The organism is Nonomuraea polychroma (genome assembly GCF_004011505.1).
GTDB classification, from domain to species: Bacteria; Actinomycetota; Actinomycetes; order Streptosporangiales; family Streptosporangiaceae; genus Nonomuraea; species Nonomuraea polychroma.
Genome location: NZ_SAUN01000001.1, coordinates 4,931,539 through 4,953,128, shown reverse-complemented (window position 1 = coordinate 4,953,128; position 21,590 = coordinate 4,931,539). Strand labels below are relative to the sequence as shown.

Here is a 21,590-nt window from a genome sequence, read left to right as displayed (position 1 = left end):
CCATTCATTTCGTAACGTACCGGAAACACGAGAGGTACGAATGCCCCCTCTGTCCGGAATCACCGTCATCGAGATCGGCGCCTACATGGCGGCCCCCTTCGCGGCCATGCAGCTCGCCGACCTCGGCGCCGACGTTCTGAAGATCGAAAACCCGGACGGAGGTGATCCCGTCCGCGCGACGGGCCCGTTCATCGGCGGGGAGAGTTCGCCCTTCGTCCGGCTCAACCGCAACAAGAAGTCGGTCGCGCTGGACCTGAAGTCCCAGCAGGGCAAGGAGTCCCTGGTCCGGCTGGCCGCCAAGGCCGACATCCTCATCGAGAACCTCAGGCCGGGCGCGCTGCGCAAGCTCGGGCTCGGCTACGACGACCTCCGCGCGATCAACCCGCGGCTGATCTACGTGTCGATCTCCGGCTGGGGGCAGGACGGCCCGCTCGCCGGGCTGCCCGGGCTGGACATCATGGCCCAGGCCAGAGGTGGGCTGATGAGCATCACCGGCACCGAGGACGGCGACCCCGTCAAGATCGGCGTCCCGGTGTGCGACCTGGTCTGCGGGCTGTATGCCGCGCTGGCCGCGGTGTCGGCGGTGCAGGCGCGCGAGCGCACGGGCGAGGGCCAGCACGTCGACGTCTCGCTGTACGAGGCCGGCGTCTCCTTCGCGATCTGGGAGGCCGGCCGGTACTTCGCCACCGGCGAGGTTGGCAAGCCGCTCGGCTCCGCCCACCAGAGCACCGCGCCCTACCAGGCCATCCGCACCGCGGACGGCTGGTGCACGGTCGGGGCGATCTCGCCCAAGACCTGGACGGGCTTCTGCCGGGCACTCGGCCTCGACCGCCTGATGGACGATCCGCGCTACACCGACGCCCACGAACGGCACGGGCTGCGCCACGAGCTCATCCCCGCCATCGAGGCCGTCACCACCACGATGCCGACCGCGCGGGTCGTGTCCGCGCTGGAAGCGGAGGGCGTGCCGTGCGCGCCGATCGCCGACTACGCCCAGGTGTTCACCGACGACCACCTCACCCAGCGCGGCTTCTTCTGGGACGCCGACCATCCGGTGATCGGCCCGGTCCGCCAGCTCGGCTCGCCGATGCGTCTGTCGGCCACCCCCACCAGGCGCGACACGGCAGGGCCCGTGCTCGGCGCCGACACAGCCGCCGTATTGGAGGAACTGCAATGACCGTCAAGCCAGGAATGTCGGCGACCGTGGAGTGGGTCGTCGAGGAACGCCACTGCACGCGCCGCGGCCACCACGACATCTTCTCCACCCCGAACATGGTGCACCTGCTGGAGGACGCCGCGATCGAGGCGATCGCCCCGCACCTGGAGGAGGGGCAGAGCAGCGTCGGCAGCAAGGTCGACGTCGTGCACAGCGCCCCCACACTCAAGGGGCAGCGGGTGCGCGCCACGGCGACCGTGACCGAGGTGGACCGGCGCCGCGTCGCCTTCACCATCGTGGTCGAGGACGACGTCGAGCGGATCGGCGCGGGCACCCACGAGCGGTTCGTCATCGACGTCGCGAAATTCGAGGCCAGGCTGGCGAGCAAGGGGGCCGCCGCATGAAGGCCAGGCTTTTCGCGGGATTCCTGGTGCTGGCTCTGGCCGGATGCCAGAGCGCGACCGGTGCGGACGGAAGCGCCTGGAAGCCGCGTGGCAACGTCAACATGATCGTGCCGTTCGGCGCCGGCGGTGGCAGCGACATCGCCGGCAGGGCCATGGCCGCGGGCATCGAGAAGACCACGCCCAAGGTCAACATCACGGTGGAGAACCGCGAGGGCGGCTCGGGCGCCGTCGGCTACTCCCACCTGCTGTCCAAGAAGGGCGACGGCAACGTCCTGCTGGCCACCGAGAGCGCGCTGCTCACCTTGCCGGCCTCGGGCAACGTCGACTTCTCCTACAAGAACTTCACGCCGATCATGAAGGTCGCCGAGGACGGCTCGCTGATGGTGGTGCCGAAGGCTTCGCCGTACAAGAGCTGCGCCGACTTGGTGGAGGGGGCGAAGAAGGGACGCGTGCCCGTCGGGGTGGCGGCCGCGTTCGGCATCGACAACTTCACCTTCAAGATGATCGAGCAGAAGGCGGGGGTGCAGTTCCAGCGCATCCCCACCGAGTCAGGCGGTGAGCTGACGACGGCGCTGCTCGGCGGGCAGATCCAGGCGGCGCTGCTCAACCCGGGCGAGGTGCTCGGGCAGCTCAAGTCGGGCGAGCTGCGCGCGCTGTGCGCCACCACGGAGAAGCGGTACGACTATCCGGAGCTCAAGGACATCGCGACCGCCAAGGAACAGGGCATCGACGTCGCCTACGCGAACTTCCGCGGCATCCTGGCGCCGGGCGGGATTCCGGAGGCGGCCAGGACGTACTGGATCGAGGCCGCGCGCAAGCTGGTCAAGAGCCCCGAGTACGACACGTACGTCAAGGAGAACTACCTGCAGCCCGTGCAGGCCGAAGGCGATCAGTTCACCGCCGTCCTCGACCGGCTCAGCACGCAGATCTCCGCGGTGAAGTGATGAAGGCGATCGCCTACGCCGTGCTGGCCTGCCTCGGCGTGGCGTTCTTCGCCGGCTCCTTCGGCTATCGCGTCCTGCTCGAGCACGGCCAGGTCGGGCCGGGTTTCCTGCCCATGGCGGCCGGAGCGCTGCTGGCGGTGCTCAACGTCGTCCTGCTCTTCCAAGAAGTACGGCAACGCCGCCCGGAACCCGAGCCGGCCGCCGATGAGCTCGACATCCACGGGCGTACGAGCAGGCAGCGGGCGCGGATGCTGTGGTGGGTCTACGGGCTGACGCTCGCCGCGCTGCTGCTGGTGCCGATCGCCGGGTTCCTCCTCTCCCTCGGACTGCTGGTGCTCGTCATCTCCACGGTCATCGAACGGCGGCCGGTCCCGGCCTCGCTGGCCGTGACGGCCCTGTCGGTGGCGGTGATCTACCTGGTCTTCGTGCTGTTCCTCGAGGTGCCGCTGCCGATGGGAGTTCTCGAGACGTCATGATCGACAATCTGCTGCTCGGCTTCCAGACCGCGCTGACCCCGGGGAACCTGCTGTGGTGCCTGGTCGGCGTGCTGCTCGGCACGATCATCGGCTTGCTGCCCGGGCTCGGCTCGACGACCGGCGTGGCCGTGCTGCTGCCGCTCACGCTCACCTTCGAACCCGTTTCCGCGCTGATCATGCTGGCGGGCATCTATTACGGCTCGCAGTACGGCGGGACGATCACGTCGGTGCTGATCTCCACACCGGGCGAGGCGGCCAGCGTGGTCACCACGTTCGACGGCTACCAGATGGCCAGGAAGGGCCGGGCGGGAGCGGCGCTGTCCATCGCCGCGATCGGCTCGTTCGTCGCCGCCATTTTCTCGCTGCTGCTCCTGTGCGCGCTCGCCCCGCCGTTCGCCCGGTTCGCGGTGAACTTCGGTCCGCCGGAGAACCTCGCCGTCATGATCCTCGGGCTGGCCACGATCATCAGCTTCTCCGGCGAGTCCAAGCTGAAGGGCCTGTCCATGGCCACCGCCGGGATCCTGCTGGCCTGCGTGGGCGCCGACGCCGGGTCGGGCGTGGGCCGTTTCACCTTCGGGCAGGTCGATCTGCTGTCGGGCATCCCGTTCGTGCAGGTGATGATCGGGCTGTTCGCGGTCGGCGAGGTGCTGTACCAGATCAGGCAGGGAGCCGCCGCCCCGCTGCGGGCCCGCTTCCGGGACCTGATGATCACCCGGGCGGAGCTGGCCAGGTCGCGCGGCGCGATCGCGCGCGGCAGCGTGATCGGGTTCCTGCTCGGCTGCCTGCCGGGCGCCGGATCCACGCTGGCCTCCTTCATGGCCTACGGCATCGAGAAGCGCGTCTCCACGCACAAGGACGAGTTCGGCAAAGGCGCCATCGAGGGCGTCGCCGCGCCCGAGAGCGCCAACAACGCCGCCGCCAACGCCAACTTCGTGCCCACGCTGGCGCTCGGCATCCCCGGCGGCGGAACCACGGCGGTGCTGCTCGGCGCGTTCACCATTTACGGCATCCAGCCGGGACCGCTGCTGTTCGAGGAGCAGCCGGACCTGGTGTGGGGGCTGCTCGCCTCGTTCTTCATCGGCAACGTGCTGCTGCTGGTGCTGAACCTGCCGCTGGCGCCGCTGTTCGCGCAGCTGCTGCGCATCCCCTACGGGTACATGTATCCGCTGATTCTGCTGACCAGCTTCGTCGGCGCCTACTCCATCGACAACAACCTGTTCAGCGTGTGGCTGGTGTTCGTCTTCGGCGTCGTCGGCTACCTGCTCAAGCGGCTCGACCTGCCGATGGCGCCGCTGGTGCTCGGCCTGGTCATCGGGCCGCTGTTCGAGAAGGCGCTGGTGCAGACCTCCGCCATGGGCGACGGGGACCTCACGTTCATTCTCCAGCGGCCGCTGTCGCTGGTCATCCTGGTGGGCGCGGTCGCGCTGCTCGCCGTACCGGCAGTGCTGAAGAGAAGGAGAGCCCATGAGCGAGCTGATCACCCGGCAGGAGGGCCAGGTGCTGGAGGTGATCTTCAACCGGCCCGCCCAGCGCAACGCGATGACGTGGGCGATGTATGACGGGCTGTACGACGCGTGCGAGCGGGCCGACGCCTCCGACGACATCCGGGTGATGACATTGCGCGGTGCCGGCGAGGACGCGTTCGTCGCGGGCACCGACATCGGCCAGTTCTCCTCCTTCGAGACCGGCGCCGACGGGGTCGCCTACGAGGCGAAGATCGAGCGGATCGTCGACCGGCTGGAACGGGTCCGCGTGCCGACCGTGGCGATCGTGCGCGGCTACTGCGTGGGCGGCGGGCTGGCCCTCGCGGCCGCCTGCGACCTGCGCGTCGCCACGCACGACGCGCGGTTCGGGGTGCCGATCGCGCGGACGCTGGGCAACTGCCTGTCGATGAACACCTACTCGCTGCTGGTCCATCACCTCGGTCCGGCCCGCACCCTCGACCTGCTGCTGCGGGCCCGGCTGCTGTCCGGCGACGACGCCTGCTCCGCCGGGTTCGTGGCCGAGGTGTGCGCCGCCGACCGGCTCGACGCGGTGGCGGCCGAGGTGGTGGAACGGCTGCTGCGTCACGCGCCGCTGTCGATGTGGGCGGCCAAGGAGGCCGTACGCCGCCTCCGCAAGGCGGCACTGCCCGACGGCGACGACCTGGTCACGACGGTGTTCGGCAGCGCCGACTTCCACAACGCCGTCGCCGCCTTCCTGGCCAAGCAGCGTCCTACGTGGGAGGGCCGCTGACGCATCGGCGGGGCAGCGCCGTCGCGTCTCCGCTGCGGCGCTGCCCGGACACATTCCAGAAACTCTCCCTTGGCATTTCTCGTTGATCCGGGTGGGCGAGTCGGTGTGGTCGACCTGGGAGCCGGAGAACGCGCGCTTCGAGCTGGACTGACTGTAACTGGCCCTGGACGGCGCCCATGAGCGCGACATCTCGGTCATCCTGGGCACGCCGGCCTACGCGGTGCCGCCGTGGCCGGCCCGGCAGTACCCGGAGATCACCGGCGAGCGGATCATTCGCAAGGTCGTGGAACGCTATTACCTTCCGCCGGTCCACGAACTTGAAGCCCATGGATCAGCGTGCCAGGCGATGCCGAGCTATGTCACTCTGCGGCGTTTCAAGCCTGGACTAGGTCACGTCCACGGGAGTGGTGTACGAGTTTGGCCTGGTCACAGGGGCGGCGACGTGAAGCCATGGCCCCGTACGTCATCGAGGGAAGAGGGAGCTTCTACCGCGGTCGAGCGCTCGCCATCACCGTACTGTAGCTGTGGGGCCTGCCGGCCGGTGGCCGGCCTGGACGGGTAAAAAAGACATCGTCAGCAAGGGACAGCAGGTGTGATGCCCGACGTCGAGATCGAGTTTCGGGCCGCCGCCGCGCGGCTGGTGCAGGCGATGCGCCACAATCCGCCCGAGCTCGAACCACTGAACGAATCTGTCCGCCACTTGACGAACCTCCTGGCTGGGGACGCCAATGTGGACCACCTTGAGAACGCGGCTCTGGCCGTGATCGACGTGTATGACCGCTCTGGCCTGGAGATTTCGGACGCCGCCGTGCTGGCGGCCATGGAACGGTTGCGGGAGGCGGCGGAGGAACTGGACCGCGGCAGGTGAGCCGCTGCAGTCGGCCCACCTGATCGCGTTCGCAGTAGGCGGGGAACCAGCGCAGCTCCGACCCGCCGCCCTAAACCCGATAACCGAGCCCTGACACGACAACGGATCGTATCTCCACGGCCAGGGACCTGTGAGGGAGCCGCCCACCACGTCGCCCCTTGATGGGACGAACCTTGCGTAACGTCTTCCTGCGCGTGGGAGAGCGGTGCCCGCCGGTGGGACGCAGACCTGTGCGCCGTGGTGCGGGTGCGCGGCGAGCTCGATCGGGCGGCCACCGGGCTGCTGGGCAGCATGCACAAAGGATCTCCAGCCGAACTCCCTCAAGCGCCGGCCGGCACCGCCGCAGCTACTGGACGCAGATCAAGCCGCCAAACCCGCGCACCACGACCCCGTCATCCTCGGCGGATGCGGGCTCTTTCACGCCGTCACGTTGCCGTGGATGACGCGGTCATCCTTATCCTGAGTGCCTGCGAACACGCGGGCCGGCCCCGGAAAGGCCGGCCGGCCCAACGCCGCAGCGGTACCGGCGATCAGTACATCCCCGGGCAACCGCCATTGGCCCGGGACCCGGCCGTCCTGCAGCTGCTCGTCCGACCTATCACGCGGAAAAGCCAGGCCGCGAGCGCGTCTGACGAGCTCCAGCACCAGGGACATTCCGTGGCCTCACCCAGCCAGGCGTCGGCGTAGGAACTCCTTGCCCTGCTCGGCTCCCTTGCGGCTTTCCGCTTGAGCGCGGCGGAAGAAATCGGCCAGTTCCCCATCGCCGGCGCGTTCGGCATCGGCGATGTAGTTCTCCAGCCTCAACGCGTTGCTCAAGCACTGCTCAACGAACCAGATCAGGTTGTAGTCCTTGTCCTGGGTCCCGGTGACCCCTCCGGTCTCCTGTCGTGTCGGCTCCATCGCTTCCCCCTTGTGTCTTGACGGGTCTGGATGACCTCGCCAGCCGATTGTCCGGCCGGTCTGCTGATTGCCCTTTCCCGGCAGCTGCTCTGTATGCCAGGCCCGCGAGAGGTCGCTGCTGCCTCCGGGGAGCTAGGTATCAGCAGCGCGGTCGAAGACCAGCAGCGGCATCAGCGGGTCGGTGTCCAGTCCGCGCGAACCTTGAGACGGCCGGACGTACCTTGCGAACGATCGTGCAACGTCCGGACTAACGCTGGTGCCGACGGCCATGGAAGACTCCTGGTGGGCGGCCAGTTGAGTCCCGGCTGATGGCCACGAGAATTCCCGGTGGATGGCCTCGGGTGTCCTGATCTTCGCCTGTCCCCTTGGAGACCTCTCCAGTCCGGTTTGCTGATGTTTGCCGCATTTCGCAAGCCGACCGAAGAGGTCCCGTGACAAAGTCTGACAGAGAGATCATGAAGATCTTTGAGGCGTACGACCTGACCAAGACCGTCCACTCCGCCGCGCAACTGTCCGGCGCGGACCCCAAGACCGTCAAACGCTACGTCGAACTGCGCCAGCTGGGCCTCAACCCGTATGAGCGGGCGGCCCGGCCGAAGCTGATCGACCCGTTCCTGGAGAAGATCGAAGAATGGGTGGAGGCGTCGAAGGCGAAGATCCGCGCTGATGTCGCCCACGACAAGCTGGTCGCGATGGGATATCGGGGCAGCCCCCGCTCCACCCGGCGGGCGGTCAACGCCGCCAAGGCTGCGTGGCGGGCCGGGCGGCGGCGCACCTACCGGCCGTGGATCCCCGAGCCGGGCATGTGGCTGCAGTTCGACTGGGGCGAAGGCCCGCGGGTCGGCGGGAGACGCACCTGGCTGTGGTGCGCTTGGCTGGCCTGGTCGAAGTTTCGGGTAGTGATCCCGGTCTGGGACTGCACGCTCGGCACGTTGGTGTCGTGCCTTGATTCGACGCTGCGGCGGATCGGCGGCGCCCCCACCTACGTCCTCACCGACAACGCCAAGACGGTGACCAGCGACCACGTCGCCGGGATCGCGGTGCGGCATCCGCAGATCGTCGCCGCGGGCCGGTATTACGGCTGCACGGTGGAGACCTGCGTGCCTTACGATCCTGAATCCAAGGGCGGGGTGGAGGCCACCGTCCGCCTGGCCAAGGCGGATCTGGTACCCACCGAGGCCAACCTCCGCAGCGAGTACGGCAGTTTCGCCGAGCTGGCCGAACAATGCCGGACCTGGTGCGAGAAGATCAACGCCCGCCGGCATCGCGGCAGCGGCCAGGTCCCCGCCGAGCAGCTGTTGATCGAGCAGCAGGCGTTGCACGTGCTGCCGGCCGAGCCGTTCGCGCTGGCGCTGGGCGAGCAGCGGATCGTCTATGACGACCAGACCATCAGCTTCGCCTCGGTGCGCTACTCCACCCCACCCGGACACATCGACACCAAGGTCTGGGTGCGTGTGGTCGGCGAGGAACTCGTCATCACCGCCCGGGCCGTCGGCGGGGAGCTGGCCGAGATCGCCCGCCATCGAGTGTCTGTCCCGGGTAACCCGCAGATCCTCACCCAGCACTACCCGCACCATCCCAATGGGCGCAGTGTCCACCAGCCGAAACCGCGGCCGCGCAGCGAGGCGGAGGTCGCGTTCCTGGGCATCGGGCCGGGCGCCAAGCGGTGGCTGACCGAGGCCGGACCAGCCGGAGCCGTGCGCATCCGCGCCAAGATGGCACGCGCCGTCGAACTGGCCGCGGTGCTCGGCGCTGAGCGTGTCGATGAGGCACTCGGCCTGGCCGCGATCGCCGGCCGCTTCGCCGACGACGACCTGCCCGCCATCGTCGACCATCTGAGCGACCACCGGGCCGTTGGCGAACTCGTGCGCGCCGATGAGACGCATTCGGCTCAGCCCGGCACCGCCTCCTGGCAGGCCCTGGGCCAGTGACCACCCCACCACCCGCCCGGCCTGCGCGGCCGGGCGGGCGCCCACGATGAGGAGAACCCCACCCCATGACCTCGCCCACCCCACCGGCTCTGCCCGACGAACTGGACCGGCTGCTACGCCGGATGCGCCTGCCCTACCTGCGCAAAGCCGCCCCCGACGTGCTGGCCACCGCCCGCGCGCAACGCTGGGACCCCGCCGAAGTCCTGCGGATTCTCATCCACGAGGAGGTCACCGGCCGCGACGCGGCCACCCGGCGGCTGCGCCGCACCTCGGCCAACTTCCCCACCGGCAAGACCCTCGCGTCCTGGCGACCGGAGGAGTCCTCCATCCCCGAACCCACCCAGAACGCCCTGGCCACGCTGGAATGGATCGGCCGGGCCGAAAACCTCGTGATCGCCGGCCCGTCGGGCACCGGCAAATCGCACTTCACCGAGGGCCTGGCCCACGCGGCCATCGAGAAGGACCTACGCGTGGCCTGGTTCACCCTGGAAACCCTCACCACCACGATCGGCAAGGCCAAAGTCGACGGCTCCATCGCGCGCACCGTCGCCCGCATCTGCCGCGCCGACCTCATCGTCATCGACGACATCGGCCTGCTCCCGGCCGGAACCGACGCCGCCGAGGCGTTCTACCGGATCATCGATGCCGCCTACGAACGCCGCTCGATCGCGATCACCAGCAACATCCACCCGAGCGGGTTCGACACCATCATGCCCAAGACCCTGGCCACCGCCTCGGTCGACCGGCTCCTCCACCACGCCCACCTGGTCCTGACCAAGGGCGATTCCCACCGACTCGCCGAGGCTCTGGCGGGCAAGGGCGTCACCCCGTTGACCTGACCACCCATCAGGACCACCCCGGCCATCAGCATGGATTTCTGGTGGCCACCAGCCGAGAGAACCCAAGTCCACCTACCTGGGGATCTTCATGACCGTTGACAGCTGGGACGGCAGAGATCTGGCAGAGAGCGCAGGTAGGTACCTGTGGCGCAGGCGTGGGGTGCCGCGGCCAGAAGCGGTCGCGGCGCTTGGCGCCGGGATCGCGATGAGTTTTGCAGGCCGGTCCGGTCCTTGTTACCACCGACGAGAGGAGACACGACGTGACCGCATCTGAAGTGCTGATGGAGGGAGTCGTGTTCGGCGAGTCACCGCGCTGGCACGACGGACGAGTGTGGTTTTCCGATTGGGGCGCGAACCGGGTGATCGCGCTCGGCACCGATGGCAGCCACGAGGTGGTGGCGACCGTTCCGTCGTTCCCGATGTGCATCGACTTCCTACCCGACGGGCGGCTACTGGTGGTGGACTCCGCACAGCGACGGCTTCTGCGCCGTGAGTCCGATGGGTCGCTGGTCACCCATGCGCACCTTGCCGAGATCTCGAAGAAGCCGTGGAACGACATCGTGGTCGACGACCGGGGCAACGCCTACGTCAACACGATCGGTTTTGACTTCCCCGGCGGCGAGTTCGCGCCCGGCCTGGTCGTCCTCGTCACGCCGGACGGCCACGTCCGTCAGGTCGCCGACGACCTCGCGTTCCCGAACGGGATGGCGATCGTACCGGACGGCAGGACGTTGGTTGTTGCCGAGTCGTACGCCAACCGGCTCACGGCCTACGACATCGGGCTGGACGGCGGCCTGAGCAACCGCCGGGTCTGGGCGGAGACTCCAGGCGATCACCCGGACGGGATCTGCCTGGATGCCGAGGGCGCGATCTGGTACGCCGACGTGGGTAACCAGCACTGTGTGCGCGTGCGGGAGGGAGGTGAGGTGATGGACACGGTGGATCTGGACCGGGGTGCCTTCGCCTGTACGCTCAGCCGGGGGGAGGATCCGCACTTGTACGTCGTGGGCCAGAACTGGGGCGGACCGGAGCCCGCGCAGCCCAGCGGGCTCGTCGTGGCGTTCCCGGCGCCTGCGCCGGGCGCCGGGAAGCCCTGACCTCGCCCATATGGTTGATGGCCGGCCATGTGGCTCCGACGCCTCCGGCCGTCTGTCGACCCCGAAGATGCGAACGATGTCTGGACGTATCGAGGGGTTCACTGGCCTGAGTCCAGATTCGCCCCTCGCGCCGATCCGGCCGTTCACCGCCGAGCAGAGCGGATGTCTTCCCTACTCGTCAAGGTCCTTTGCCCGGCGTGGGTTTACTCGAACGAGGCTCTCCGTTCGGGCATCGGATCATGGTCGACTCCGCCGATAAGACCGTGCACATAAGCAGCTCCGACGACAGTCAACGAATCCTCCAAGCTGCGCACGTGCCTATGAGAGGGGGTTGAGGTTGGCGGAAGAGGCTTGCAGAGGCTGGAATATGAGAAGGAAACGCCTCGTGGCGTGCGGTGACCCGCTGCGGGCCCGCGGTGCATTCGGCCGGTTCTGCCTTCGGTCGCGCTGTTCGCGGCCGCGGCCGCAGCCGTGCAGGGTTGCGGCCCTGCACGGCTCCTGGTGGTGACGCGGGCACATCACGGTTCGGGGTCGGTGCATGGTGTGTCCGGCCGGACCGGCCTGAGCGGGGAGCGGCAGGCCTGCGCATGGCCGGTCGGTGCGGCGGAAACCGCAGCAGCGGCTCATCGGCCGCCCTTCTGCTGTTTGTCCTCGTCCACGATCTCGGCGTCCACGACGTCCTGTTCCTGTTCGCCGCCTCCCTGCCGGGCATCAGCGCCCGGGCCGGCGCCTGCGGCAGGGCCCTGTGCCTGCGCGTAGATCGCCTGACCCACCTTCTGGGCAGCGGCCGACAGCTTCTCACCGGCCTGCCTGATGGCGCCGACGTCCTCGCCCTTCAGCTTCTCCTTCAGCTCGGCGAGCGCGGCCTCCACTTCGGCTCTCACATCCGTCGGCACCTTCTCCGGATTGTCGCGCAGCACCGTTTCCGTGGAGTAGACGAGCGACTCGGCGTTGTTGCGGGTCTCGGCGGCCTCGCGCCTGCGGCGGTCCTCTTCGGCGTGCTGCTCGGCCTCGCGCACCATCCGGTCGATGTCGTCCTTCGGCAGCGCCGAGCCGCCGGTGATCGCGATCGACTGTTCCTTGCCGGTGCCGAGATCCTTCGCGGAGACGTTCATGATGCCGTTGGCGTCGATGTCGAAGGCGACCTCGATCTGCGGGACCCCGCGCGGCGCGGGTGGCAGACCGGTCAGCTCGAACATGCCGAGTTTCTTGTTGTACGCGGCGATCTCGCGTTCGCCCTGGTAGACCTGGATGGCCACGGACGGCTGGTTGTCCTCGGCCGTGGTGAAAACCTCCGATCGCCTGGTCGGGATCGTGGTGTTGCGCTCGATGAGCCGGGTCATGATGCCGCCCTTGGTCTCGATGCCCAGCGACAGCGGGGTAACGTCCAGCAGCAGGACGTCCTTGACCTCCCCCTTGAGCACCCCGGCCTGCAGCGCGGCGCCTACCGCGACGACTTCATCGGGGTTGACGCCCTTGTGCGGCTCCTTGCCGCCGGTCAGCTCCCGTACCAGGTCGACCACGGCCGGCATGCGGGTGGCGCCGCCGACGAGAATGACCTGGTCGATGTCGGACACCTGGAGCCTGGCATCCTTGACCGCCTGGTGGAAGGGCCCCTTGCAGCGGTCCAGCAGGTCCTGGGTGAGCCGCTGGAACTGCCCCCGGTTGAGCTTCTCGTCGAGGTGCAGCGCGCCCTCGGCGGAGGCGGTGATGTAGGGCAGGTTGACCGCGGTCTCCGTCACCGTGGACAGCTCGATCTTGGCTCGCTCGGCGGCTTCCCGCAGCCGTTGCATCGCCATCTTGTCCTTGGACAGGTCCACCCCGTAGCCGTTCTTGAACTGCGTGACCAGGTGATCGGCGATGCGCTGGTCCCAGTCGTCGCCGCCTAGGTGAGTGTCACCGGCGGTGGCCTTCACCTCGACCACGCCCTCGCCGATGGACAGCAGCGACACATCGAACGTTCCGCCGCCCAGGTCGAAAACCAGGATGGTCTGGTCGTTCTCCTTGTCGAGGCCGTAGGCCAGGGCGGCGGCCGTCGGCTCGTTGATGATCCGCAGCACCTTCAGGCCGGCGATCTCGCCTGCCTCCTTGGTGGCGGTTCTTTGCGTGTCGTCGAAGTACGCCGGCACGGTGATGACGGCGTCTGCGACGCTCTCGCCGAGGTAGGCCTCGGCGTCGCGCTTCAGCTTCTGCAGCACCCGGGCGGAGATCTCCTGTGCGGTGTAGCGCTTGCCGTCAATGCTGTCTGTCTCGGGAAAGCGCCAATGCGGATCGCCCATGTGGCGTTTCACGGATCGGGCGGTGCGCTCCACGTTGGTGATCGCCTGCCGCTTGGCGATCTCGCCGACCAGCACCTCACCGGTCTTGGCGAACGCGACGACCGAAGGAGTCGTCCGCGATCCCTCGGTGTTGGTGACGACGGTCGGCTCACCGCCTTCCAGCACGCAGACGACCGAGTTGGTCGTTCCCAGGTCGATGCCGACGGGTCGTGTCATCGCAGGCCTCCTTCCTCACCCCCTGACAAGGAGGCGGGACCGCTGCGGCCGGGCTCGGCCTCACAGCAACCAGACGTGCGCCGTGCCCCAGGGAGTGTCGTAGCCGAGGAGGGGCATGTCATGCCTGTCCCGGCGGCTCGGCGAAAGCCGGGACGGGCCCACCCGCAGGAGCACATGCGCCCGCGGCCCCACGTCAGGGAATGGATCAATTGTCATACCGAGGCCGAGCACGTCGGCGAGAGTCCGTCGACGGCCGGCTGCCGACGGCACGCCGGTGTCCGGGCTTGGCGTGCGGGTGACCTTGACGGGGACGGGCCGGCCGCTGACAGCGTCTGGAGCAGCGCGTCCGAACTCAGCGTCGTAGGCCGCGCGCCGGGCGGGGTCGCGCAGGACGGCGTAAGCGTCGACCACCTCGGCGAACCGATCCCGCGCCGCCGGCCCAGCGGGACGGGCATCCGGGTGCAGCACACGCACCAGGCGGCGGTAGGCCGAGGTGATCTGCGCTGTGGATGCCGAGGGTTCGACCCCGAGCACCATGTAATGGTCCCGGCGGGGCCACGTGGCGTCATACGGTGTGGGCACCGCGTTCACCTCCTGCGTCAAACCGTCGGCATGCAGTCCCGACCTGCAGGTATGAAACGAAACCTCGAGAGGGATTTTATCGTGCAGCCACGGCAAGATATGCCACGATGACCGAATTATGCCCATAACCAAGGTTCCCGGGGCTCGGTGTCACAAGTCAAAACCCCCAATGCCAGGAATTTACGTTGTATCGATAAAGAATCGACCCATATCGCCGCGTGGTTGTCCTAGATCTGGAACTGGGATGGGCCATGCGGGCGATACACCGGGATGTCCCGCCGAGGGCTCCGCGGCCGAGGTGCTGGGCGGGGCGGGGTCCGCCGCAGCCGTCACGAGATCGAAAGCGCGAGCTGAAGGAGGGATCGGCATGACGACCTTGAGCATCATCAAGGCTGACACCGGGGGATTCGTCGGCCACGGAGCCGTCCACCCGGACATGATGGACGAGGCCCGCCGTGAGCTCGGCCGGGCCATCGACTCGGGACTCCTCATCGACGGGCACGTCGCCAACTGCGGCGACGACATCTCGCTCATCATGACCCACACCTACGGCGCCGATTCCGCGCTGATCCATTCGTTCGCGTGGGACACCTTCCAGGCCACCACGCACATTGCCAAGGAACTCGGCCTGTATGGAGCGGGCCAGGACCTGCTGTCGGATGCCTTCTCCGGCAACCTGCGGGGGATGGGCCCCGGCTACGCCGAACTGGAGTTCCAGGAGCGGCCGTCCGAACCCGTCCTCTGCTTCCTGGCCGACAAGACCGAACCGGGAGCCTGGAACCTTCCGCTGTACAAGATCTTCGCCGACCCGTTCAACACGGCCGGCCTGGTCATCGACACCAAGATGCACACCGGCTTCGCTTTCGAGGTCTACGACCTGCAGCAGGAGAAGCGCATCACCTTCGACTGCCCGGCCGAGGTGTACGACATGCTCATGTACATCGGCGCCCCGTCCCGCTACGTGATCCACAGCGTCCGGTCCAAGACCCTGGACGAGACCGCGGCCGCGACCAGCACGCAGCGGTTGTCCCTCATCGCAGGCAAGTACGTCGGCAAGGACGACCCCGTGATGATCGTCCGCTGCCAGTCCGGGCTGCCCGCCGTGGGGGAGGCTCTGGAGCCGTTCGCGTTCCCGTACACCGTGGCCGGCTGCATGCGCGGCTCGCACCACGCGCCGTTCCTGCCGGTCTCGACCGACCACGGGCACCCGTCCCGCTTCGACGGACCGCCACGCGTCGTGGCCCTGGGGTTCCAGATCCACGACGGGAAAATGATCGGGCCGCGCGACATGTTCGCCGATCCGGCCTTCGACCGGGCGCGCGACCAGGCCGGGGAGATCATGGACTACCTGCGCCGGCACGGCCCGTTTGAGCCGCACCGGCTGCCGCTGGAGGACCTCGAGTACACCACCATGGCGGAGCTCACCAAGCGGCACGCCGACCGCTGGACCTCCATGACCACCGAGGTGATGACCACCGAGGACGCCGAGTCCGGCGCCGGGGCCGCACGGGTCGGCTGAGCCCGGACCGGGCACCGGACCGCCGGAGACCGGACGGCAGCCCGGCCTCCGGCGGGTTGCGGGAATCGCCACATGATCAAGTCTGATCCGGCCGCTTGGTCCACCGCGTGACCGGCACTCTTGCCGGGCGAGGGCGCCGAGACGTGAGTGAGTAGCCTGCCGGACAGCCCTCTCCCCGCAGGTCAGCCCGCTTCAAGCGGTCGGACCCTTCACCGCAACCGACCCGAGCCGTGTCGCTTCCGACGTCACCATCTGGACCGTTCAGGCATCTCGAGCACACGCAGCCCTCACCATAGACCCCTCGCCCGACCTCTGAAACAGGCCCTGGAGCTCATCGATGATTTCGGTGGCCACAGCACGATCAGGGCGTGAATCAGGCGGGCTGAATGCCGCGCAGGGCGTGCGCGATGAGCGTGCGGAGTTGCTCAGCGTCGGGCATGCCGAGGTGGAAGACGAGCCGGTGGTAGATGGGACCGTAGATCAGGTCGAGGGCGACGTCGAGGTCCGCGTCGGGGGCCAATTGCCCGCTGGCCTGGGCTATGCGCATGCGTTCCTTGAACGCGGTGATGCGCGGCCGGATAAGTCGTTCCCGGAGGTCGTTTGCCAGGTCTTTGTCGTGGAGGGCTTCGGCGATGAGCCCGGTGATGGCGGAGTTGTTCGGCGGGGTGAGCAACTCGATGACGGCAGACAGCTGGGTGTGCAAATCGGCGGCGAGGTTGCCGGTATCGACGTGGTCGGCGAGCAGGTTCGCCATATCGTCGATGGCCTCCAGGATGACGGCTCCTTTGGAGGGCCACCACCGATAGATCGTTTTCTTGCTGACGCCGGCGTGGGCGGCGATGGCCTCAATCGTCAGCCGCCCGTAGCCGTCCTCGGCACACAGCTGCAACGCCGCCTCGAGGATGGCCCGGCGGCTGGATTCATTGCGGCGCAGCGGGTTCGGCGGTGTGGACATGGCTTTGACCCTAGCAGGAAACGGCACGTGTCGTGTTGACAGCTCGGCCATGCGACCTATAGCGTGCCGGCATCTGACTACACGACACGTGCCGTGTCGCCAGAACGATCCCGCAGCACTCCTCCCGGAAAGTAGATCATGTTCATCACTTACGTCACGGTGACCATCCTGGCCGCCCTCTTCACCGGCAGCGCCGCCGTCTTTTACCTGATGGGCCACGACTACCCCAAGGCGCAAATGAAGATGAAGCGGCTGCCCCTGTCGTGGGGACCGATGTTGGGCGGCTTGCTGGCGGCGGGGTCTTTGGGGCTGGTGGCCGGGTTCGCGGTGCCGCTGCTGGGGCTGCTCGCCGCTATCGGTCTGGAGCTGTACTTCATCGGCGCGTTCATCGCCCACCTCCGGGTGGGCTCCCGGAAGCTGGTCGGCTGGGCCGTCTTCTTCGTCACCGAGTCCGCCGCCCTGGCCGTCCACCTCGGTTACCACGGCCTTTCGTAGCTCGGCACCGCATGCCCAGCTCGGCCGAGTGAGTCCGCCTCACACGCTGTCGCAACGTCCGATCAAGCGGTGTCTAGAAGTCGAACGCACACCAGAAACCGAAGCTTGATCGAGCACCTGGCGCGCGAGGCACACAAGCCGGGTTCGTACACCTGGAAAGTCAAGGATCCCAACCGCCCGGAGCGGCTGCAGGCCAAGCGCGGCAAGGCGCCGGCCGTCCGCTGAACGACGAGGACCCTGCTGTGAATGCACCCGACCCGGCAACCGAGACGTTCGTCGCCCATCGCAATCTGCTGTTCACCGTCGCCTACGAGATGCTCGGATCAGCGGTCGACGCGGAAGACGTCCTGCAGGAAACCTGGCTGCGCTGGGTCAAGGTCGACCAGGCGCAGGTGAGCGACCAGCGCGCCTACCTGCTCCGGATCACGACCCGGCGCTCGCTCGACCAGCTGCGTACCATGAAGCGGCGCAAGGAGGCGTATGTCGGCCCCTGGCTGCCGGAGCCGCTGCTCACCGCGCCGGACGTGGCCGAGGACGTCGAACTCGCCGAGAGCGTGTCGATGGCGCTCATGCTCGTCCTCGAAACGCTGATGCCGACCGAGCGCGAGGTCTTCGTGCTGCGCGAGGCCTTCGATGTCAGCTACGACGAGATCGCGGCTGCCGTCGGCAAGAGCCCCGCGGCCGTCCGCCAGATCGCCCACCGCGCCCGAGGGCACATCGGTGCCCGCCGCTCACGCCAGGTGGTCTCCGAGAGCGAAACCCGGGCAGCTCTGCAGTCGCTTCGGTACGCGCTCGAAACGGGTGACCCGCAGCGCCTGCTCGACGTGCTCCAGTGAATCCACCGTGGTGAACGGCAACCCGGCACTCATCCTCCGCCTTAACGGCGAACTCGACGGCGCCCTGGCAGTCCGTGTGGATAAGGCCCGCATCAGCGGCATCTCCTACGTGCGCAATCCGGAAAAGCTGACCCGCGTCGAGTCCGAAACCCCGCTCACCCGGCGATGAACTCCCCCTTCTGAAGGAGAAGTCATGTCCACTCAGGCCGCGCCCGTCGCCCGGAGACCTCTTCTGTTGTCGATCTACGACATCCGGCACCTCAGAACAGCGGACTCCTCCATTCACTTCTGAAACACGCCTAGGGTGGTCCGCCGTGGACAGCACCGCCACTGACCGCTTCGACACCAGTCGGTTCGAGGCCAGCCGAAACCGGCTGACCTCGCTGGCGCACCGGCTGCTGGGCTCCGCCGCCGACGCCGAAGACGCCGTGCAGGATGCGTTCCTGCACTGGCAGGCCGCCGACCGGCAGCGGATCAAGGTGCCGGAAGCATGGCTGACCAAGGTCGTCACCAACCTGTGCCTCGACCGGCTCCGCTCGGCACAAGCCCGCCGCGAACGCACCGTCGGCGTCTGGCTGCCCGAACGCTCCTCGACGACCAGCGTCCAGACCTCGATCAGGTCCCCCGGCTCCCAGTCCTGCCGCACCGTACCCTCCGCCCCACCCGCGATCACTCGTTCAGCTCAACGAATCGCCCGGCAGGGGGAAACGACGGCCCAGGAGGGTCTGTCCAGTGATCGGTGTATCTCGATCTTGACTTGATCTATCGGGTGGTCGGGGTCAGGCGGCCTTCGAAGGTGATGGCGAAGGCGTTCAGAGCGGCCTTCCAGCGGGTGATCCAGCGTTTGCGGCCCTTGCCGGTCGGGTCCAGGCTCATGATCGCCATGTAGACGCACTTGAGCGCGGCCTGCTCGTTCGGGAAGTGGCCGCGGGCCTTGACCGCCCTCCTGATACGGGCGTTGACCGACTCGATGGCGTTGGTCGAGCAGATCACCCGGCGGATCTCGGTGTCGAAGTTGAGGAAGGGCACGAACTCGGCCCAGGCGTCCTCCCACAACTTCACGATCGCCGGATACTTACCGCCCCAGACCTCGGCGAACTCATAGAACCGCTCGAGCGCCGCCGCCTCGGTCGGCGCGGTGTAGACCGGCTTGAGCGCCTTGGCGATGGCGTCCCAGTGCTGGCGGGCGGCATACCGGAACGAGGCACGCAGCAGGTGAACGACGCACGTTTGGACGACGGCCTGCGGCCAGACGGTCTCGATGGCCTGCGGCAGCCCCTTGAGCCCGTCGCAGACCACCATCAGCGCATCAGCGACGCCACGGTTCTTAATCTCGGTCAGCACGTGCAGCCAGAACTTGGCGCCCTCGCCGCCGTCGCCGGCCCACAAGCCGAGGATGTCGCGCTCGCCATCGACGGTGACCGCCATCGCCACGTAGACCGGCCGGTTGGCCACCTGGCCGTCCCGCAGCTTCACATGGATGGCATCGATGAAGATCACCGGGTAGACGGCGTCGAGCGGCCGGTTCTGCCACTCGGCCATGCCGTCCAGCACCTTGTCGGTGATGGTGGAGATGGTCTGCTTAGAGACTTCGGCGCCGTAGACCTCGGCCAGGTGCGCGGAGATCTCGCCGGTGGTCAGGCCCTTGGCGGCCAGCGAGATGACCATCTCATCGACGCCGGACAGGCGCCGCTGCCGCTTACGCACGATCTTCGGCTCGAAGCTGCCGTCCCGATCCCGCGGGACGGTGATCTCCACCGGGCCGACGTCGGTGATGACGGTCTTGGACCGGGTCCCGTTGCGCGAGTTGCCTGTCTCGCTGCCAGCGCGCTCGTGCTTGTCGTAGCCGAGATGGTCGGTGATCTCGCCTTCGAGAGCGGACTCCAGCACCAGCTTGGTCAGCCGGCCCAGCAGCCCGTTCTCACCGACCAGCTCCACCCCTTCGGCTCGCGCCTGGTCGACCAGCCTGGCCACCAGCTCCCGATCCGTCGAGCTCTCCGACTTCTTACGCGCCACCGCGGCGTCCTCCAGGTCGATCTCCGTCGATGCCTGGATCACAGTACTCATCAGGTGCGTTCTCCTTGATCAGGAGTTACACCGAAGACCGTACAGTCCCGCCCAGGACCGCCACTCAGCGCTACACGCCACCTGGCCGTAGCTATACGAGGACAGGGCCGACCACGGCGAACCGGTCGACACAGCAGTGAGTATGTGATCATCTCGGTACTTTGCGCCGTGGGTCACGGATAGGAGTCAGGAGCCCATACGGCACGCCTACCTGAGGGCAGGTGAGGCGCTGGTGGAGGGGTGACTGGTCGGCGTATGCCCAGATCCCGGTGCGTCTTGCCGCCAGCTCGGATGAACTGGAGGCAAGGTCTGACCTACGTCGCCCGCTCTTGGCACGGACGCGTCGTCCACCCGGATAGGGCTTACTCCTGCAGGATGGACAGGGCTCGGGACGGGCACAGGGTGACGGCGTGGCGCGCCTGTGCCGCGCTCTGGTCGTCTGGGTGGTCGGTCAGCAGGGCCACGATGCCGTCGTCGGCTTGGTCGAAGACGGCCGGCTCGGTCAGGACGCACTGGCCGGAGCCGACGCAGAGGCCGGTGTCCGCGTTGATCCGCATCATGTCCTGCTCACCAGGTGACCGGGAGTTCGTGAACGCCGTAGATGACGGCGTCGGTCTTGAACGGCAGGTCCTCGGCCGGTGCGGCGAGATGCAGGGTGGGGATGCGGCGGAACAGCGTGTCGAAGACGATCTGCAGTTCCAGCCGGGCCAGGTTCTGGCCGAGGCACTGGTGCGGGCCGAAGCCGAAGGCGAGGTGGTGGCGGGCCCCGCGCTCGACATCCAGTTCGGCCGGATCCTTGAACGCCGCCGGGTCCCAGTTGGCCGACAGGCCGGAGACGATGACGCCCTCGCCGGCCTTGATGCTCACCCCGCCGATCTCCACGTCTTCGGTGGCCAGCCGGGAGGTGACCCCGTCGGCGATGGTGAAGTAGCGCAGCAGTTCCTCCACGGCCATGGGTGTCTTGCCCGGGTCAGCCTTGACCAAGGCCAGTTGCTCCGGATGGGAGAGCAACCCGACCACGCCGAGCGAGATCATGTTCGCCGTGGTCTCGTGTCCGGCGGTCAGCAGCAGGAAGGCCAGGCTCACCAGGCCCGCGTGGTCGAGGGTGCCCTGCTGGCGTTGCCGGGCGATCTGCCGGCCGAACAGGTCATCGCCGGGTTCGGACTCCTTGCGGGTGACCAGGTCGTCGATGTAGGCGCGCAGGTCGGCGAAGGCTCGCCGGCGGTCTTCCAGCGAGGTCCGGCGCACCATCATGGTGGTGCGGCTTTGGAAGAAGTCGTGGTCGGGGTAGGGGACGCCGAGCAGTTCGCAGATCACCAGGGAGGGAACCGGCAGGGACAGCGCCTGCACCAGGTCGACCGGCCGCTGGTCGGCGGCGAGCATGTCGTCGATGAAGTGGTCGACGATGTCCTGGATCCGCGGGCGTAGCGCGGCCAGGCGCTTCACGGTGAACTCGCCGATCACCGGGCGGCGGGCCGCGGAGTGTTCCGCGCCGTCCATGCCGAGCATCAACGGCGGCTGGCTGCGGAGCTGCTGCAGGGTCGCCGCATCGAGGGTGAAGAGCGGGAAGCCGTCCTTGCGCTTGTCGGAGGAGAAGCGGCCGTCGGCGAGGACGGTACGGGCCTCGTCATGCCCGGACACCCACCACGCCTTGCCGCCGCTGGTCAGGCGGACCTTGCTGATCGGCGCCTGCTCGCGCAGTCGCTCGTAGGCGGCGGGCGGGGCGAACGGGCAGCCACGCTCGACCGGCAGTTCCAGGCTGGCGAGTTCGCCGGCGACGCTCTTCGTCAT

23 protein-coding genes are annotated in these 21,590 nt (G+C 68.0%); 16 read left to right on the top strand and 7 right to left on the bottom strand.

Features of this window, described 5'->3' with window-relative positions:
* The first annotated feature begins 40 nt into the window (after positions 1-40).
* The 8 genes from EDD27_RS22650 to EDD27_RS22615 all read left to right on the top strand — a co-directional run bounded on the left by EDD27_RS22650 (position 41) and on the right by EDD27_RS22615 (position 6,083).
* Entirely contained in the window at positions 41-1,177 is a 1,137-nt protein-coding gene (locus EDD27_RS22650; RefSeq protein ID WP_127934147.1) for a CaiB/BaiF CoA transferase family protein, read from the top strand.
* A complete protein-coding gene (locus EDD27_RS22645; RefSeq protein ID WP_127934146.1) occupies positions 1,174-1,560 on the top strand; it encodes a thioesterase family protein in 387 nt (128 codons plus the stop codon). Before EDD27_RS22650 ends, EDD27_RS22645 begins: the two co-directional genes overlap by 4 nt.
* Complete coding sequence (locus EDD27_RS22640) at positions 1,557-2,504, top strand: tripartite tricarboxylate transporter substrate binding protein (RefSeq protein ID WP_127934145.1); 948 nt, start codon at positions 1,557-1,559, stop codon at positions 2,502-2,504. The genes EDD27_RS22645 and EDD27_RS22640 overlap by 4 nt, the downstream gene beginning before the upstream one ends.
* Positions 2,504-2,980, top strand: coding sequence for a tripartite tricarboxylate transporter TctB family protein (locus EDD27_RS22635; protein ID WP_127934144.1), 477 nt, complete (start codon positions 2,504-2,506; stop codon positions 2,978-2,980). Before EDD27_RS22640 ends, EDD27_RS22635 begins: the two co-directional genes overlap by 1 nt.
* Positions 2,977-4,539, top strand: coding sequence for a tripartite tricarboxylate transporter permease (locus EDD27_RS22630; RefSeq protein WP_127934143.1), 1,563 nt, complete (start codon positions 2,977-2,979; stop codon positions 4,537-4,539). Before EDD27_RS22635 ends, EDD27_RS22630 begins: the two co-directional genes overlap by 4 nt.
* Positions 4,445-5,215 carry an enoyl-CoA hydratase/isomerase family protein gene (locus EDD27_RS22625; RefSeq protein ID WP_127934142.1) on the top strand — a complete coding sequence of 257 codons (771 nt, stop codon included), beginning with the start codon at positions 4,445-4,447 and terminating at the stop codon, positions 5,213-5,215. The genes EDD27_RS22630 and EDD27_RS22625 overlap by 95 nt, the downstream gene beginning before the upstream one ends.
* 157 nt (positions 5,216-5,372) lie before the next feature.
* Positions 5,373-5,777 carry a beta-galactosidase gene (locus tag EDD27_RS58860; protein ID WP_206642188.1) on the top strand — a complete coding sequence of 135 codons (405 nt, stop codon included), beginning with the start codon at positions 5,373-5,375 and terminating at the stop codon, positions 5,775-5,777.
* 33 nt (positions 5,778-5,810) lie between these two features.
* Entirely contained in the window at positions 5,811-6,083 is a 273-nt protein-coding gene (locus tag EDD27_RS22615) for a hypothetical protein (protein ID WP_127934141.1), read from the top strand.
* Between the two features lie 663 nt (positions 6,084-6,746).
* On the opposite strand, the gene EDD27_RS22610 is transcribed toward EDD27_RS22615, so the two are convergent.
* Entirely contained in the window at positions 6,747-6,983 is a 237-nt protein-coding gene (locus tag EDD27_RS22610; protein WP_127934140.1) for a hypothetical protein, read from the bottom strand.
* Positions 6,984-7,438: 455 nt separating this feature from the next.
* Here EDD27_RS22610 and istA point away from each other — a divergent pair, with 455 nt between their 5' ends.
* From istA to EDD27_RS22595, 3 genes are all read left to right on the top strand, one after another.
* On the top strand, positions 7,439-8,914 hold the full coding sequence (istA, locus tag EDD27_RS22605; RefSeq protein ID WP_127934029.1) for an IS21 family transposase: 1,476 nt from the start codon (positions 7,439-7,441) through the stop codon (positions 8,912-8,914).
* 65 nt (positions 8,915-8,979) lie between these two features.
* On the top strand, positions 8,980-9,753 hold the full coding sequence (gene istB / locus EDD27_RS22600) for an IS21-like element helper ATPase IstB (protein ID WP_127934030.1): 774 nt from the start codon (positions 8,980-8,982) through the stop codon (positions 9,751-9,753).
* A 260-nt stretch (positions 9,754-10,013) separates the two neighbouring features.
* On the top strand, positions 10,014-10,850 hold the full coding sequence (locus tag EDD27_RS22595) for an SMP-30/gluconolactonase/LRE family protein (RefSeq protein WP_206641607.1): 837 nt from the start codon (positions 10,014-10,016) through the stop codon (positions 10,848-10,850).
* Positions 10,851-11,473: 623 nt separating this feature from the next.
* Here the strand turns inward: EDD27_RS22595 and dnaK are convergent.
* Both dnaK and EDD27_RS22585 read right to left on the bottom strand, forming a co-directional pair.
* Positions 11,474-13,345: a molecular chaperone DnaK gene (dnaK, locus tag EDD27_RS22590; protein WP_127934139.1), complete on the bottom strand. Its 1,872-nt coding sequence runs from the start codon at positions 13,343-13,345 to the stop codon at positions 11,474-11,476.
* A 60-nt stretch (positions 13,346-13,405) separates the two neighbouring features.
* Positions 13,406-13,927, bottom strand: coding sequence for a J domain-containing protein (locus EDD27_RS22585; RefSeq protein ID WP_206641606.1), 522 nt, complete (start codon positions 13,925-13,927; stop codon positions 13,406-13,408).
* A gap of 367 nt (positions 13,928-14,294) precedes the next feature.
* Here EDD27_RS22585 and fbp point away from each other — a divergent pair, with 367 nt between their 5' ends.
* On the top strand, positions 14,295-15,446 hold the full coding sequence (gene fbp / locus EDD27_RS22580) for a fructose-1,6-bisphosphate aldolase/phosphatase (protein WP_127934138.1): 1,152 nt from the start codon (positions 14,295-14,297) through the stop codon (positions 15,444-15,446).
* 373 nt (positions 15,447-15,819) lie between these two features.
* Here fbp and EDD27_RS22575 read toward each other — a convergent pair whose 3' ends face one another.
* Positions 15,820-16,401 carry a TetR/AcrR family transcriptional regulator gene (locus EDD27_RS22575; RefSeq protein WP_127934137.1) on the bottom strand — a complete coding sequence of 194 codons (582 nt, stop codon included), beginning with the start codon at positions 16,399-16,401 and terminating at the stop codon, positions 15,820-15,822.
* Positions 16,402-16,539: 138 nt separating this feature from the next.
* Here EDD27_RS22575 and EDD27_RS22570 point away from each other — a divergent pair, with 138 nt between their 5' ends.
* The 4 genes from EDD27_RS22570 (at position 16,540) to EDD27_RS58365 (ending at position 18,493) form a co-directional block, all read left to right on the top strand.
* A complete protein-coding gene (locus EDD27_RS22570) occupies positions 16,540-16,896 on the top strand; it encodes a DoxX family protein (RefSeq protein ID WP_127934136.1) in 357 nt (118 codons plus the stop codon).
* Between the two features lie 242 nt (positions 16,897-17,138).
* Positions 17,139-17,732: a sigma-70 family RNA polymerase sigma factor gene (locus EDD27_RS22565; RefSeq protein ID WP_338324659.1), complete on the top strand. Its 594-nt coding sequence runs from the start codon at positions 17,139-17,141 to the stop codon at positions 17,730-17,732.
* A 7-nt stretch (positions 17,733-17,739) separates the two neighbouring features.
* Positions 17,740-17,901: a hypothetical protein gene (locus tag EDD27_RS58370; RefSeq protein ID WP_338324658.1), complete on the top strand. Its 162-nt coding sequence runs from the start codon at positions 17,740-17,742 to the stop codon at positions 17,899-17,901.
* Positions 17,902-18,046: 145 nt separating this feature from the next.
* Positions 18,047-18,493: a sigma factor gene (locus EDD27_RS58365; protein ID WP_338324657.1), complete on the top strand. Its 447-nt coding sequence runs from the start codon at positions 18,047-18,049 to the stop codon at positions 18,491-18,493.
* A gap of 1 nt (position 18,494) precedes the next feature.
* Here EDD27_RS58365 and EDD27_RS22555 read toward each other — a convergent pair whose 3' ends face one another.
* From EDD27_RS22555 to EDD27_RS22545, 3 genes are all read right to left on the bottom strand, one after another.
* Positions 18,495-19,799 (bottom strand): IS256 family transposase, encoded by a 1,305-nt coding sequence (locus tag EDD27_RS22555; RefSeq protein ID WP_127932211.1) that lies wholly within the window; start codon positions 19,797-19,799, stop codon positions 18,495-18,497.
* Positions 19,800-20,161: 362 nt separating this feature from the next.
* Complete coding sequence (locus EDD27_RS22550) at positions 20,162-20,359, bottom strand: ferredoxin (protein ID WP_338324656.1); 198 nt, start codon at positions 20,357-20,359, stop codon at positions 20,162-20,164.
* Between the two features lie 7 nt (positions 20,360-20,366).
* Positions 20,367-21,590 carry a cytochrome P450 gene (locus EDD27_RS22545; protein WP_127934135.1) on the bottom strand — a complete coding sequence of 408 codons (1,224 nt, stop codon included), beginning with the start codon at positions 21,588-21,590 and terminating at the stop codon, positions 20,367-20,369.

Coding starts and splice junctions, on each gene's coding strand:
- EDD27_RS22650 (WP_127934147.1), top strand. CDS start 41: ATGCCCCCTCTGTCCGGAATCACCGTCATCGAGATCGGCGCCTACATG.
- EDD27_RS22645 (WP_127934146.1), top strand. CDS start 1,174: ATGACCGTCAAGCCAGGAATGTCGGCGACCGTGGAGTGGGTCGTCGAG.
- EDD27_RS22640 (WP_127934145.1), top strand. CDS start 1,557: ATGAAGGCCAGGCTTTTCGCGGGATTCCTGGTGCTGGCTCTGGCCGGA.
- EDD27_RS22635 (WP_127934144.1), top strand. CDS start 2,504: ATGAAGGCGATCGCCTACGCCGTGCTGGCCTGCCTCGGCGTGGCGTTC.
- EDD27_RS22630 (WP_127934143.1), top strand. CDS start 2,977: ATGATCGACAATCTGCTGCTCGGCTTCCAGACCGCGCTGACCCCGGGG.
- EDD27_RS22625 (WP_127934142.1), top strand. CDS start 4,445: ATGAGCGAGCTGATCACCCGGCAGGAGGGCCAGGTGCTGGAGGTGATC.
- EDD27_RS22615 (WP_127934141.1), top strand. CDS start 5,811: ATGCCCGACGTCGAGATCGAGTTTCGGGCCGCCGCCGCGCGGCTGGTG.
- EDD27_RS22610 (WP_127934140.1), bottom strand. CDS start 6,983: ATGGAGCCGACACGACAGGAGACCGGAGGGGTCACCGGGACCCAGGAC.
- istA (WP_127934029.1), top strand. CDS start 7,439: ATGAAGATCTTTGAGGCGTACGACCTGACCAAGACCGTCCACTCCGCC.
- istB (WP_127934030.1), top strand. CDS start 8,980: ATGACCTCGCCCACCCCACCGGCTCTGCCCGACGAACTGGACCGGCTG.
- dnaK (WP_127934139.1), bottom strand. CDS start 13,345: ATGACACGACCCGTCGGCATCGACCTGGGAACGACCAACTCGGTCGTC.
- fbp (WP_127934138.1), top strand. CDS start 14,295: ATGACGACCTTGAGCATCATCAAGGCTGACACCGGGGGATTCGTCGGC.
- EDD27_RS22575 (WP_127934137.1), bottom strand. CDS start 16,401: ATGTCCACACCGCCGAACCCGCTGCGCCGCAATGAATCCAGCCGCCGG.
- EDD27_RS22570 (WP_127934136.1), top strand. CDS start 16,540: ATGTTCATCACTTACGTCACGGTGACCATCCTGGCCGCCCTCTTCACC.
- EDD27_RS22555 (WP_127932211.1), bottom strand. CDS start 19,799: ATGAGTACTGTGATCCAGGCATCGACGGAGATCGACCTGGAGGACGCC.
- EDD27_RS22550 (WP_338324656.1), bottom strand. CDS start 20,359: ATGATGCGGATCAACGCGGACACCGGCCTCTGCGTCGGCTCCGGCCAG.
- EDD27_RS22545 (WP_127934135.1), bottom strand. CDS start 21,590: ATGACGAAGAGCGTCGCCGGCGAACTCGCCAGCCTGGAACTGCCGGTC.